This window comes from Alkalihalobacillus alcalophilus ATCC 27647 = CGMCC 1.3604 (assembly GCF_000292245.2).
Classification (GTDB): domain Bacteria; phylum Bacillota; class Bacilli; order Bacillales; family Bacillaceae_D; genus Alkalihalobacillus; species Alkalihalobacillus alcalophilus.
Map to the genome: position 1 here is coordinate 13,649 of NZ_ALPT02000024.1, position 13,608 is coordinate 27,256.

The window sequence follows — 13,608 nt, forward strand, 5'->3', positions numbered from 1 at the left end:
GCAAATAAAAGAACAACGACCAGTTAAAAAACCGATCATTGCTCCAGCACTTTTTATTTGTTTATAATAACCCAACCATTTTTAATCCGTGGGCAATTCCGTCTTCATCTACACTTTTTGTCACATAGCGGGCACAATCCTTCACCTCAGGTTGGGCATTTCCCATTGCCACACTGTTTTCTATTTCTGTTAACATCTCAATATCATTTAAACCATCACCAAAAGCATATTGTCTTTCTTTTGGATATCCTAGTTTCTCCATAATTTTAGCAATTCCAACCGCTTTAGAACCGCCTTCTGGAATTACATCTAGCGAAACTGGGTGCCAGCGAACAAAATCTAAGTCCTTATACTTTTGCTCATAAGGTACTTCTTCATTTTCTTGACAGAATAATAAGGTTTGATAAATATCACGGTCCCTATAAAAGTGCGGGTCATGCTCAGGCATTTGATAAATCTTTAAAGTGGCGATGCTTTCTCGAATATAATCATGGTCTTCAGCAACATTTGCCTTCATCTCTTCATGATTCATAAAAACGACCGGATGACCATTTTCTAACGCCTCATTTGTAAGTTGTTCCAATGCTTCGCTATTTAACGGATTTGTATAAATGACTTCACCGTTTAAAACGACATATTGACCGTTGTAACTGACATACGTATCAATCCCTAATTCTTCACGAAGTTTTTTATACATAAAAGGTGCACGGCCTGTTGCAATTGCCACTTCATGACCTAATTCCTTTAGTTTCATAATCGATTCCTTTGTTGAAGCTGGTAACGTTTTTTCTTCTGTCAATAATGTCCCATCAATATCAAAAAAGATCACACTTTTCTCCACTACTATCCCTCTTTCTATTTTTATAGAATTTTCTCCTACCCATTAAATCCACTCCACTACCATTAAAACAAATCTTCAAACAATAAATCAAATATAATTCTTTTCCTCTTCCTCATGTATCTCAAATTTACGAAACCTCACCCAGATTACTGCTAATAGAAGTAAGATCACAGCAGCGATAATATAAATAAATGAAACTGGATAATACATTAGAAGCAGAAAAGAGACGAGTGGTCCTAATGCAGAACCGACATCAACAACAACCGTATGGGCTGTCATCATTTTCACTCGCTCAGTTCGAACTGCAGCACGAGTTGCTAATGTATCAGTGATTGTTGTAAACATCGTTGATAACAATTGAAATAATAAAATAAACAGCAACAAACTCACGATTCGATCCGTAAAAGCTAAAATAAAGAATAGGAGTGAACCGCCGAGAAGCGGGAACAAAAGAATCGGGAGTACTGATTTCATTTCATCTAATTTCCTCCCTATTAAGGGAGCAACAAATGGCTCCCAGCTCCAACGCAGTGCTTGCATAATTCCAGCTAATGTAGCAACACCAATAACAACCGTGCCCATTTGCCACTCACCACGATATACCGTTTCAATTAATGGGCTGATCGTTGAAGCAAATAAACCCATAACGATAAATCCTTGTATAAGCCCTGTGCATAAAACTAAAACGACAAACGGTGTCACCCATTTTTTCTTCATTGTCTTGGCAACTACCCTCTTATCTTTGGCTTCCCCCTTCCCTTTTGGAACAACAAACCAAACGACTGGTATCGTTAAAGCCGCAATGACCGCAAATGAGGTTGTGACGAAAAAGATCGATGTTTGATCGACAAGGAAACCACCTGCTAACATTCCGACAAGTCCACCAAGTCCCCATAAACCGTTGTATAAGCCAACATGCCAACCGCGATTTTGATCTGTTGTTACATCAATAACCGTTAGAAAACCTCCAAGCCTTACAAAGGACCACGCGACTCCCCATAAGGCTCTCATCATGAGTAAGCTCCAAAAATCTTGAAATACACCATACGAAAACGTCGTAATAACGGCTAATATTAAGGCAATAAAGACACCTGTTCTTAACTGAAAATGTTTGTAAAAATACCCGACTAACGGATTTAATGGCAAACGAATAAAACGATTAATTGATAATAATAGACCTATTTGCCAAATCGCTGTTAAACCAAAATCTTGCCAATAAAGCGGGAGCACAATAAATAGCATCGCATCTCCCATTACTGCCACCGCTGTCACTAACGCTATAGCGATAACTCGACTCTTTGCTGTCAGCTCCATTCCCTCACAACCATTTCCTATCACTCTATATTTAACATTTTTACATTCAATAAAGAGGAAAAAAAGGGTAAACTTAATCTAGAATCATTTCCCCCTTTTGAAAGAGAGGTTGATGTAAATGAAATTATCAGAACAATATGAACAACTATTGACAACATTTCCCCATAAAACGGTGAAAACGACGAATAAGGAATTAGCAAAAGTCTTGTATTGCTCAGAGCGCCATGCCAAAAACATTATCACAAATTTAAAAAAGGCAGGTTGGATTCAGTGGAAATCTGGAAGTGGGCGCGGTAATTTTTCTACTCTTACACTCCTGTACGAGTACGAGGATTTTATTACAAAAATCGCCGAGGAAATGGCCTCTACTCATTCGATTGATGAAGCGATTTCCTTTATAAAATCAAAACCATTAAACTCCATTCAAAAGGACCGGTTTATTGATTGGTTATTTTCTAACTTGATTACAATCGAGGATGAACTTGCAACAAACCATGCTGATCACTTAAGATTTGCATCCTATCGTCCTTTGCCAAGTTTAGATCCTTTTGACGTGAATCGCCGGTCCGAAAACCATATGATGCGACACTTATTTAATCAATTAGTTGCTTATGATGAAAGGGCTCAGCGTTTTTTGCCAGAAATAGCTCACACTTGGAAGACCTGTCCTAACTCCAAAACATGGACATTTTATTTAAGAAAACAAGTACTCTTCCACAATGGCGATGAGCTTACCGCTGAAGATGTTTGTTTTAGTTTCTTACGTCACAACGATTCGAACTCTGCATACCACTGGATTATGGAAGCAGTTGATGATGTTCGAGCGATTAATCGTTATACCGTTATGTTTACATTAAGGCATCCCGATCCATATTTCCTCACCTTTGTCTCATCTTTAGGTGGTAGTCTTATTCGAATGGATCAAACGAATAAACCAATCGGAACTGGACCATTTTTAATCGATGTCAATAATGAAGATAAGCTCACCTTACAAGCGAATGAACGCTATTTTGGCTTGCGACCATTGCTCGATAAAGTGACGATGTATTTTTTCCCACAAGTGTATGAAACGTCAACGATTGAAAATATCGCAACCGAAAAAAAGCTTAACTTTTATCAATATCCCAATTCAGTTAAAGCAAATTTAGCCTATGAAGAGAATTCCATTATTGACCGTGGTAGCAAGCTCTTGTCCGTCAATATGAACCGCCCTATTGGTCAGGACTTTTATTTAAGGTCAGCCATTAACATCGCCCTTTCACGAACGACAATGATTCAAGAATTGAAAGGAAATCGTCACGTTCCTGCTTATAGAATGTTTTCTGAATCTGAGGTGAAATGGAACGCTTCTTTTGTAAAAGCGAAGGAGTTTTTACGAAAAAGTCAATATGATGACACTCCATTACATTTATATTCTTATGTGGGGGCAGGAAATGAAAAGGATGGCAAGTGGATCCAGAGAGAATTAAAAAAGCTTGGTATAACCGTCACCCTACACTTCCTTCCTTTAAAAGAGCTCCATTCATTGCCTCTTAGTCAAATATCAGACTTTTTACTTGGAGAACAATTATCAGATGAGAACCTTCATTATACTTATTTATCAGCCTACTTTGGCAGTCATAGCTTCATGCAATACCATTTAACAAATAAATGGAAATCTAAATTAAAACAAGAACTGCTCTCGCTACCTGACGAAGAGGCACAATTGAAAAAACTGAGGAAAATGGAAGAAAGCCTATGTGAACAACACGCTCTTATTTATCTTTACCGTTTACAGCAGTCAGCTATTTACCCAAATGATTTAGAAAACATCCATTTGAATGCATTAGGATGGGTCGATTATACAAAACTTTGGTATCGCCATCACTAGTAAACCTTTTATACCAATTAAATATAACTAAAAAAAAGATTAATCCTCCTAATCCGTCTCAAAATATAGTATAATAGGACTGTGCAAACGATTTCATTTTTAGGATATTTAGGGGGAGTCGAATGAAAAGAATAAAAGAAAAGAAAAATAGCCGCTTTCGTTTTTTACTAAAGCATAAGCTGCTCATTGTCGTTTTTAGCATAGTCGTTATTAATGTCGCTTTTGTCACCATGCTTTTTATGAACAACGAACAAGTTCAAAATGAAGTTGACAATATGAATGCTGCTCTTCATGTGAAGGATGACTACTTCTCAATGGTTCAAAACATTCAACAAGTTGGCTTAATCCAGTATGATATTTTGACTGGAAATTATACGAATAATCGAGTGAATGAATTAGAAGAAAAGCACTTAATTGCCAATGAAATGCTGATGAAAATCGACCCTTTTATGGAAAGTCAACCTAGCTTACAAGGTTATTTCCAACTACTGAAATCAGTAGAAGCTGAATTCCAGGATATAGGCGAGTTATATTTATCAGAGCCTATATTTGGAGAGCGAGCTCAACGAATTACAACGGAAGCATCGAATCGGATTACCAATAATTTAATTGATTTAGAACGGGCAACAAACCCGATCGACGAATTTTTCACAGAAAATATGAACACTCATATTGAAGCGTTAAATGAGCGTATGACCACATCAAGTGTCTTGTTAATCATCGCTACACTCTCATTAACGATCATTTCCTTTATGATTATTTTCTTATTCGGTCGCCACTTAAATGACGGGGTCTTAAAAATTTTTAAAAGAATTGATGCTTATAAAAACAATGATTTCTCTTATCGTCATGAGATTAAACGAACAGATGAAATTGGGCAAATCGACCAATCCTTAATTCAAATGGCTCAAAATATGACTAAGGCTTTAAAAATAAACCTGAACAGTAGTGCTCAAACATCAACAATTGTCGAAGATGTCCTTCATCAATCGAAACAAAATCAGCAAGCATCTAAAAAAATTGAGGACTATACGAGCGAACTCAAACAAGATATCAATGCACAGCTTGAACACGTCACTTCGATTTCAGCAATTACAGAAGAATCTGCAACAAGCACTCAAGCGATTCAAAATTCGGTTTCATATATTAAAAACCAAACGGAACAAATGAATTCGATTGCGGCTGATGGCAAATTACAAATTGAGCAAATGGCAGAGTCCATTCAAGAAACAGCGACAGAAACAAGTCAATTATCACAGTCAATCCAAGCCGTTGTCGCTCAAATGAAAGATGTCTCACGTTTTATGGAACAAATTGATAAAATTACTGAGCAAACGAATTTATTAGCGCTAAATGCCTCAATTGAAGCAGCTAGAGCTGGACAGGCAGGAAAAGGCTTTGCCGTTGTTGCCAATGAAATTCGCTTGTTATCCGATCAAACCCATCAATTCTCTCAACATATTAAGAAGACGATTCATTCATCCGAATCGAAAACGAAACTTTTTATGGAACAGTTTCTTGCTTTTAGCTCATTTGTGCAAACGATTGTCTATAAGTCCAATGAGGCCGCCACTTTATTTGCGACAATTAATGAACAGGGAGCTGAAATTGAAAAGAATCAATTTGAAATAAATGAATCCATCAAAGAAATTTCATTAGGGCTTGAGGAAGTAGCCCAATCGACTCAAGATTTAGTAGAATCTGCCTCCTCGATTTTTGATAAAACGAATACGATTCAAAGTTATACAAATGAACAGTTCCTAACATCAAACCATTTATTAAATTCAATGCTTGAGTTAGAAAATACATCAAAAGCCTTAAAAGAAAGCTCTCAAGCTTTTAAACTACTCAAAGAAACGTAATCCAAAAGCAGCTTAATCGTCCTCAAGGTCGATCAGAGCTGCTTTTTGTTGTTTATTAAAGTCGCCTAAGTAAAAACGGGACATTTATCACAGATGGATCGTCCCTTGTCCCTAATCAAAATAATTAGTAGGATTAAAGAGTTAAATTTGGCTGTTTTTGGATTCGATTTATTTTTATAGGGTATTTATTCTTTATGAATCAATTAAAGCAGAATATGAGACCATGAATTGTTTGTAAAAACTTCGATAATGAAAGGATCAATGCGATGCCTTATGCTGTTGAATTAATGATTAACTATGGAATTTTGTTTTTATTTATTATCTTATTAGCAGGGTTAGTCGTTCTTTCCAAAAAATACCCGATTATTAGTACACTAGGAAAAGGGTTACGAAATAGCTTTATAGTTGGGTTTGGATTGTTGATGCTTATCGTCTCTTTAATCGTCTATTCTTTTTTAGCTTTTATTATTATGGGGGTATTTTCCTTTATTACAACCGAGCCCGCTTACATAATTAACGGGGAACCATTTAACCCGTTTATGGCTGATAATGAGGTCATTAAAATTATTTTGCCGTTCGCGATTTTTTATCTCGTTGTCAATTTTGGCAGCACATTTGCTTATATGTATTTACAATTAAATGTTTGGGTTCATAAAGGTCTTGTCTTCCTAACGACAGCACTTGCGACGGTCTTTATTTTCCCACTGATCGTCAACAGTTTATTTTCCAATATCCACGTCACATTTTTAGGCGGCTTTTATTTTATTCTATTTATGGTGATTATCACGATTAAACAACTCATCCGTCGTGAGCACCGTGCTTACAAACGTTACCGTCGCCGCCCATGGAGATATTTCACCGACCGCCTTTTCCCATGGTTAAAAACCGGAAAAGACCCTGGGAGAAAAGATCCGTATCATCATTTGTAAGCATATAATTATTTAAGAGAGGAGTTCGCACCGATGATGCGACTCCTTCTTTAGGTTTTAGTTTTTAGTTCACTATTGTCGAAAGCCTTCACTAAGAGTGACAGATGTTATTACTCTTGACCAACATTCAACATTAACTCATCAAACACTTCTGTAATTTCTGGTACTTCCATATAATTTTTTGATTGCTCTGGCAGTTTTGGATATAGTAGTTCAATTTCAGTCCCGTTCATTTTCATTTCTAAAAGCGGATAGATTTCACTCTCAAGTTTGTTGTATACACGGAACATTTCAAATGGAAAATAGACTAACTCTTTATCACTTTCAATGATAATTGAAGTATACTCATCTAAATGAGTGATACTCTTTACTTTCAGCTCAAGATTCTCCTGTGGTAATAAGATGTTTTCAAGTAATTCTCGTTCCCTAATATAATGAAAAGGTTGATGTTTTATTGGAGTCAGCGTAAATGAAAGCCTTTCACCTCCTCTTTGAAGAGGATAAGCAATCCTAATTGGTGTTGCTTTATACTCTTTACTTTTATCATTGATGACATTCTGATAGTTTACTTGTTCATACTCAAAAGAACTCGCTACTATATTCGCTCTAGAAATGTTTTCATGAAAAGAATAATAGCCCTCACCTATTTTCGTTGCAACTGAAGGTAATACTTCTGGGGTTGCCGGTAACCAGCTTAACTCTTCCTGCTCTTTCGGCAAGTGAACAAATCCTTCAAAATAAGCAAAATCCTGATCTTCCCGATAACGATTTAGTTCAACTCTTTTATGTTCACTTAAAATCTCTTTGCCATAGAAGATATTAGAATACTGTGGAGCTTGCGTATGATATTTATCTACGTTAAAAACAAAGTCCCATTCCCCTTTTTTCTCACCAATACGAGTCATTTGTATTGTAACCTCGAGATTATTATCCCAACCCTCTGCTCCTTCATAAGGGATATAAATAAAACTAGCAACCTCGTTATCTTCAACTATTGGGTAAATAGCTTTACTATTATAAGAATTTGCATCATGCCCGAACGTTAAATTCTGCTCAATTTCTAACGTTTCCTTTTCCTCTTCTTGCTCGACTCGAAAGCTAACAGCAAACACATTTTGGTCATAAATGACATCTTCTAAGGTCACCTTTATGCCCTCTTGCTCCAAACTTACATTTAACTTTGTGTATTGATTATTCAAGGCTAAACGCTTTAAATAGGGAATGTCATCCTCCTCGACAAAAATACTAGTAACTCTGCCTTCACCAAGCATCTCCTCTTCTCCATATCCAAGTACGGTTATCAACACAGCAACTATCCCAACCATTAGCACCGATGCCATACTCACTAAAAGCCGTTGCTTTCTTTTTGGCTTTTCATGTTTAGCCTTTAAAATTCCTTGGGCGATTGTGCGGTTTAGCTTCTCTTTTGGCACTTGTACTTCTTCCATCGACTCTTTAATATTCCGTCCAAACCTTTCCAATCATATCCCCTCCTTTTTCTAAATTTATTTTCATTTGAGTTAGGGTGCGGTGAAGCTTCGATTTTATCGTTCCTTCAGGTTTTTGAAGCAATTCAGACATTTCTTTTATCGAATATCCATAGTAAAAACGTAAAATAATTAATGATTTCTGTTCTGGTTTTAACCGATCAAACTGCTCGTCCACTAGCATTTTATTTAATGTATCATTTTGCTCATTTTTTTCACTTACGGTCCGTTCAAAATCAACATAAATCACTTCTCGCCTTCTTCTAGTCGCATCAATTGCTGTATTGATTAAGATCCGCGTCATCCAAGTCGAGAAATATTGGATCTCTGTTAATTTATCATAGCTACGATAAGCTTTTATTACCGCATCCTGGACAATGTCTAAAGCATCCTGCTCATTTTTAACAAAAGAATACGCGACACGATACATTCTTTCTTGCTCTGTCTTAATTAGCTCTTCAAACTTTGGTTTCGGTTCTTTCTTAAAAAAGCTTTTTAATTTCACATTTTCACCTCCTGTCAACTATTAGACTCGCTTCCATTCCGATCCGTTCCAGCTTTTTTTATTTTATCACTTTAAAATTTTAACCCTTGCTGTTTTTGGCATAAAAAGAGAGACTTTCTTGTGAAGCAGCTGAAAAGTGCTGGGATACGAATGGTTCAGCACCGACACCCGCTCCCAGAAGACACACTTGCTTGGAATAAGTGAATCATAGAAACTCTTTCTTACAGAGACTTCTTGGTTTAACCCTTCCCCTTTTCTTAATTAAAAACGAAGCCCATGGAATTCCCACAGAATGTGTAGGGCATTCCATGGGCGGAGTATAGCTAACAAATGTACTAAATAAAAGACCAGCTAAGAAGTGTTTAATCTCTCTTAACTGGCCTACTATTTAACATCACTCATATTCTTGTTCCCTCTCTCATTAAGAGAGGTTTCCTTATTATTCCTCTACAAACTCTAATCCGTACTCTACTGTTGATTCAATAGGCAAATCTTGTGGGATTTTCATATAGAAGTAAATCATATACCCATAACCCCAACCTGAATCATTATAATCAATTTTATCAGGATCAAATTGATTAATTGGCCATTCGTTAGTAAATAGTGTTTTTTCAATCTGAACAGACTGAGGTATAAGCATTTTTAGCGTATCACCGTTCAGCTCAAATCCCGGCAATGGGATTTCCATCAGCATCTCAAACCCACGTAAATCTAAGCTTCCTGCCGCAAATGAATAGATTTCAATAACCCCGTCATTTTCTGCTTTTCTTTCTACCATAATTGGGTATGAGTAAACATCACGATCCTCATAATCCATGATTAATTTTTCAGTCTCTATCTGAAAAGAAGTCTCTTGCTTTTTTATAAACTCATCAGGAATCTGCTCCCATTGTCCATTTTCAAACTTTCTATATAACTCATCAATGTGGATTCGTTCATTTTCTGTCATTTGTACACTTTCCATTGACTCAACCGGTAAAAATAAATAAATGAATAGACAAATTACAATAGCACCTAAATAGACAGCAGCAATCATATGATTACGCTTAGCCTTTAATTTCAGCATCGAATCCCGCCACCTTAACACAATAAAAATAATAACTATTAAAAGGAGAAGAACGACTAACATTAAGTTCTCACCTCCAAACGATTCGTTATTACAATCGTAACAAAAAGCATAAGGGTACAACTTAAAAGTACTTTTACGATGACAAGCAAAATCGATGTTTCTGCAAAGATTTGCACAAAAATCCAGTTAAAGCTCCCTTGCCCGCCACTTACTGTAATAAATCCTCCAATAAAAACTGCCGGAATGATAAATTTGAAAGCTGGATACACTTGAACGAGCATACCAATGACATAACCGATTGTCCCAAGCAATAATAAATATAACATCGTGGCAACAGCCCCGCTCATAATGATAGTCCAACTAGGAATAGATTCATAAAAAACGTCGCCACTTTTATTAAAATAAACCCCCACTTTAATCATATAACTTGAAAAAAAGGCAGTAAATCCACTAAAAACGCTCATCACAACTAAATAACAAATATTCGCTAGGTTCGCACTTAAACGTGAAGTCACAAAGGAAAAATCATCATATCGATAAGCCTTTGACGTGATTAATATCCCAACGATAAACGCCCAAATAAACGTAAACACAATTACTGAATTTGACGATACTTCATAAATACGAAAGCTATACATTTCCGAACTCGTCATCCCATATGAAGAAGTCGGAAAAAATACCGTAAATAATATTGTCGCCACTTGGAAAACAATCATAACAGTAAAAGCTCCCGATAACGCATTTAATTTAAATAACGTTTGTTTTTTCACTAGTTCCAATAAACTGATGGAACGTAACATCGTCAGCCCCCCTTTCATTACTTGTTTATTTCCTTATAATAGGAATCATCATCCGTTATTATTTCTAAATCGTGAGGTATTTTTAAATAGATCATCGATTGACCAGTAGATGGATTAACCTGGTCCGCTTCATAGGCCCCTTGAAATTGTTTAATTGGGAAACCATGGTCAAAAAGTCTAACTGGTTTTCTAATAAAGTCATCTTCCCCCATGACTAGCAATCTGTTCTCTCCTAATTCAACTCTTGCGGTTTGTCTTCTCTCCTCTAAAACATAACCTAAAGCCGTTTCTAACTCTGTTCTAGCAATCATAAAAGCTTCAATCATCCCATCATTCTCTTCCTTCCTTTCAATATAAATCGGGAAAGTAGATTGATAAAACATCGTCGTAAAATAGATTTCATCGTCCTCATAGTCAAAACTCCACGTATCACTAATCCAGCTTTGATCGATGTCTGTAAAGTTTCCTGCTTCGATTAACCGTTCGGCTTCCTCTACTCTTGCTACCGACTCTGCCGCCTCCTGTTTTGTATACGTATATCCCAAATCAAGCTGTACTGGTTTTAACTCATCTTTTGGGAGAAGACTAAAGATAATCGGTGCAAGTAGTAGCAAAACAGAATAAACCGTTAATAGAATCAGACTTGGGTGATATTTTAGCTGACTTTTTGGTTTGATTATTTTTTTGCCAAGATAAAAACAGCCAACAAAGAGGACAATGATAAAAAGATAAGAACTAATAACTAACGACATCATCTCCATTTACCTCACCTCCAGGCGTTTACCGACTAAAACAGAGCCAACCATTAAGAGAATAACGGTCAATAGCACGTTAAAGCTAAACAACCAAAACGAAGACTGATTAAAGTAAGCATGGGCAAGAAAGTTAAAAAATCCGTTCAATTGCCCAGGCGTATTTGTTAAGGTAATGATAGCAACAACAGTTACTGGAATAATGACCAAAAAACTCTTATTTAACTGTACAAGGCTCCCGAGCAAATAACCGACTAAACCAAACATTAAACCATATAATGCCATCCCTATAATCCCTGCTATATAGTCCCAAAATCCCGTTTGGCTCGGATAAAATATTAATTCACTGTTCGTTACAAAATACATGATAACCTTTTGTACGTATCCCGCTAGAAACGCGGTTAAAGCACCGATAATACTAGCAAACAATAAATAAATAAAATTGGCCAAGCTTTGACTCACATTACTTGTCACAAAACAAAAATCATCATACCGATACGATTTGGACAGGAGTAGAATCCCCATAACAAACAACCAAATAAATGTAAAAACCAAAATAACATCATTTGTGGTGGACCCCACATTATAAGAACGCGAGGATATCGAAATCGTTGATCCCATCGAAAGCAACATCATGACACATTGTGTAACCATAAGAGAGAAAAAGAAGCCCCAGTTTGCCTTTATTCGAAAAAGAACTTGCTTGAGGACAACCTCTTTCATACTAGTTGTCGCTAAAGACATCATCAATTCCTCCTTTACGACTTTCCGTTAAATAGACACAAATGTCACTCGCTGAGACCGAACTAATTTGTAACCCTAGAACCCTTGCCTTTTCAAGTTTTTTCTCGCTATCATTAGGAACAACAAGATAGCGAGAATGTGTCCCGACTGACTTTTGGAACAGAACTTCTTTGCCTGTTGCCCATTCCGTGACGAGCTCTGTATCACCTTGAACCGCTACTGCTAAGTCCTTTAATTCCGCAATCGAGAGATGTTTTTCAACTTTCCCCTCTTTGATTAATAACACATCCTCTAATAAGTCTTCTATTTCATTCAAATGATGACTTGATAATAAAATGGAACGTGGGTGATTAATATAATCTTTAATTAACGCCCGGTAAAAATCCTTTCTAACCGATTCATCCATACCTGTCGTCGGCTCATCAAAAATCGTTAATTCACAGCGAGCTGATAATCCAAAAATCATATTAAATGTACTTTTCATCCCTTTTGATAGATTTTGATGAAGCTGCCTTGGATTGAAAGAAAAGTAGTTAAAGAGATTCTTCGCTAGCTTCTCATCCCAATTCGGATAAAAGCGTTTGCCTTCTTTTAAAATATCTTCGAGTGTAAGACTTGTTGGAAAATACATTAAATCATCGACAAACACGGTGTTCAAGGAGATGTTAATGTTATTAAATGGAACTTGCCCAAATACTTTAATTTGTCCACTGCTCGGTTTATAAAAACCAGCAATTAATTTCAGCAAGGTCGTCTTTCCCGCTCCATTACGTCCGATCACACCGGTAATTTTCTTCTCATCAATCGTTACACTCAATTCATTCAATGCTTTTTTGTGACGATAAATTTTACTGACCTTCTCTGCTTGAATGACACTCATTGCTTCTCCCCCTTAATTTCTTTATTCATCTCTTGTATCATTTCCATAATTTCTTTTTCATCAACAGATAAACGATAGGCCTCAAGCACGAGCTCATGTACAAGCTTTCTTAATGTTTGTTCCTTTCGTTCTGCCATAATGAATTGTTTTGCCTCTCCTGTCACAAACATCCCAAGTCCCCTTTTCTTATATAAAATCCCTTTATCAGCAAGGATATTTAACCCTTTGGCAGCTGTTGCAGGGTTAATCGTTAACATCTCAGCCAATTGATACTGCGAATAAATTTTTTCATCAACTTTAAAGTTCTCTTTTATAATTTCCGTTTCCAACCATTCGGCAATTTGTACATAAATCGGCTTTGAACCGTCATTATCTATGATCACATTCATTCACCCCATATCCGATACATAGTGCATTACTGTTGTAATGTACTATACTTTAATTTACCAAAAAATACAATATACATTTACAAAATTAATGCAAATGACCAAAATTCCGTTTTACAGAATAATTGTATATATTACATCTGAGAAATTAAGACTTAACAACGAAAAA

13 protein-coding genes are annotated in these 13,608 nt (G+C 36.3%); 3 read left to right on the top strand and 10 right to left on the bottom strand.

The window, feature by feature from the left end; translation table 11 throughout:
- Nucleotides 1–61 precede the first annotated feature (61 nt).
- Together BALCAV_RS08335 and BALCAV_RS08340 are read right to left on the bottom strand one after the other, a co-directional pair.
- On the bottom strand, nt 62–841 hold the full coding sequence (locus BALCAV_RS08335; protein ID WP_004426923.1) for a Cof-type HAD-IIB family hydrolase: 780 nt from the start codon (nt 839–841) through the stop codon (nt 62–64).
- An 87-nt stretch (nt 842–928) separates the two neighbouring features.
- The gene (locus tag BALCAV_RS08340; protein WP_004426920.1) at nt 929–2,155 is read right to left on the bottom strand and encodes an MFS transporter; all 1,227 of its coding nucleotides are present in this window, start codon (nt 2,153–2,155) and stop codon (nt 929–931) included.
- Between the two features lie 118 nt (nt 2,156–2,273).
- On the opposite strand from BALCAV_RS08340, the gene BALCAV_RS08345 reads away from it, so the two are divergent.
- The 3 genes from BALCAV_RS08345 to BALCAV_RS08355 all read left to right on the top strand — a co-directional run bounded on the left by BALCAV_RS08345 (nt 2,274) and on the right by BALCAV_RS08355 (nt 6,816).
- Entirely contained in the window at nt 2,274–4,025 is a 1,752-nt protein-coding gene (locus tag BALCAV_RS08345) for an SgrR family transcriptional regulator (protein ID WP_004426917.1), read from the top strand.
- 122 nt (nt 4,026–4,147) lie between these two features.
- Nucleotides 4,148–5,887, top strand: coding sequence for a methyl-accepting chemotaxis protein (locus BALCAV_RS08350; protein WP_004426913.1), 1,740 nt, complete (start codon nt 4,148–4,150; stop codon nt 5,885–5,887).
- 266 nt (nt 5,888–6,153) lie between these two features.
- On the top strand, nt 6,154–6,816 hold the full coding sequence (locus tag BALCAV_RS08355) for a hypothetical protein (RefSeq protein ID WP_004426909.1): 663 nt from the start codon (nt 6,154–6,156) through the stop codon (nt 6,814–6,816).
- A gap of 110 nt (nt 6,817–6,926) precedes the next feature.
- On the opposite strand, the gene BALCAV_RS08360 is transcribed toward BALCAV_RS08355, so the two are convergent.
- From BALCAV_RS08360 to BALCAV_RS08395, 8 genes are all read right to left on the bottom strand, one after another.
- A complete protein-coding gene (locus BALCAV_RS08360; protein ID WP_004426904.1) occupies nt 6,927–8,297 on the bottom strand; it encodes a DUF4179 domain-containing protein in 1,371 nt (456 codons plus the stop codon).
- The gene (locus BALCAV_RS08365; RefSeq protein ID WP_004426898.1) at nt 8,272–8,808 is read right to left on the bottom strand and encodes a sigma-70 family RNA polymerase sigma factor; all 537 of its coding nucleotides are present in this window, start codon (nt 8,806–8,808) and stop codon (nt 8,272–8,274) included. Before BALCAV_RS08365 ends, BALCAV_RS08360 begins: the two co-directional genes overlap by 26 nt.
- A 439-nt stretch (nt 8,809–9,247) precedes the next feature.
- A complete protein-coding gene (locus BALCAV_RS08370) occupies nt 9,248–9,874 on the bottom strand; it encodes a hypothetical protein (RefSeq protein WP_136445952.1) in 627 nt (208 codons plus the stop codon).
- Between the two features lie 62 nt (nt 9,875–9,936).
- Nucleotides 9,937–10,677, bottom strand: coding sequence for a hypothetical protein (locus BALCAV_RS08375; RefSeq protein ID WP_004426890.1), 741 nt, complete (start codon nt 10,675–10,677; stop codon nt 9,937–9,939).
- Nucleotides 10,678–10,694: 17 nt separating this feature from the next.
- Nucleotides 10,695–11,438: a hypothetical protein gene (locus tag BALCAV_RS08380; RefSeq protein WP_004426885.1), complete on the bottom strand. Its 744-nt coding sequence runs from the start codon at nt 11,436–11,438 to the stop codon at nt 10,695–10,697.
- A complete protein-coding gene (locus BALCAV_RS08385) occupies nt 11,439–12,173 on the bottom strand; it encodes a hypothetical protein (RefSeq protein ID WP_004426883.1) in 735 nt (244 codons plus the stop codon).
- On the bottom strand, nt 12,154–13,053 hold the full coding sequence (locus BALCAV_RS08390; protein ID WP_004426879.1) for an ATP-binding cassette domain-containing protein: 900 nt from the start codon (nt 13,051–13,053) through the stop codon (nt 12,154–12,156). Before BALCAV_RS08390 ends, BALCAV_RS08385 begins: the two co-directional genes overlap by 20 nt.
- Nucleotides 13,050–13,436 (bottom strand): GntR family transcriptional regulator, encoded by a 387-nt coding sequence (locus BALCAV_RS08395; protein WP_004426878.1) that lies wholly within the window; start codon nt 13,434–13,436, stop codon nt 13,050–13,052. The genes BALCAV_RS08390 and BALCAV_RS08395 overlap by 4 nt, the downstream gene beginning before the upstream one ends.
- Between the last annotated feature and the right edge of the window lie 172 nt (nt 13,437–13,608).

Excerpts from the sequence above, each read along its gene's own strand:
- BALCAV_RS08340 (WP_004426920.1), bottom strand. The coding sequence starts at position 2,155 with ATGGAGCTGACAGCAAAGAGTCGAGTTATCGCTATAGCGTTAGTGACA.
- BALCAV_RS08345 (WP_004426917.1), top strand. The coding sequence starts at position 2,274 with ATGAAATTATCAGAACAATATGAACAACTATTGACAACATTTCCCCAT.
- BALCAV_RS08350 (WP_004426913.1), top strand. The coding sequence starts at position 4,148 with ATGAAAAGAATAAAAGAAAAGAAAAATAGCCGCTTTCGTTTTTTACTA.
- BALCAV_RS08355 (WP_004426909.1), top strand. The coding sequence starts at position 6,154 with ATGCCTTATGCTGTTGAATTAATGATTAACTATGGAATTTTGTTTTTA.
- BALCAV_RS08370 (WP_136445952.1), bottom strand. The coding sequence starts at position 9,874 with ATGCTGAAATTAAAGGCTAAGCGTAATCATATGATTGCTGCTGTCTAT.
- BALCAV_RS08375 (WP_004426890.1), bottom strand. The coding sequence starts at position 10,677 with ATGTTACGTTCCATCAGTTTATTGGAACTAGTGAAAAAACAAACGTTA.
- BALCAV_RS08380 (WP_004426885.1), bottom strand. The coding sequence starts at position 11,438 with ATGGAGATGATGTCGTTAGTTATTAGTTCTTATCTTTTTATCATTGTC.
- BALCAV_RS08385 (WP_004426883.1), bottom strand. The coding sequence starts at position 12,173 with ATGTCTTTAGCGACAACTAGTATGAAAGAGGTTGTCCTCAAGCAAGTT.
- BALCAV_RS08390 (WP_004426879.1), bottom strand. The coding sequence starts at position 13,053 with ATGAGTGTCATTCAAGCAGAGAAGGTCAGTAAAATTTATCGTCACAAA.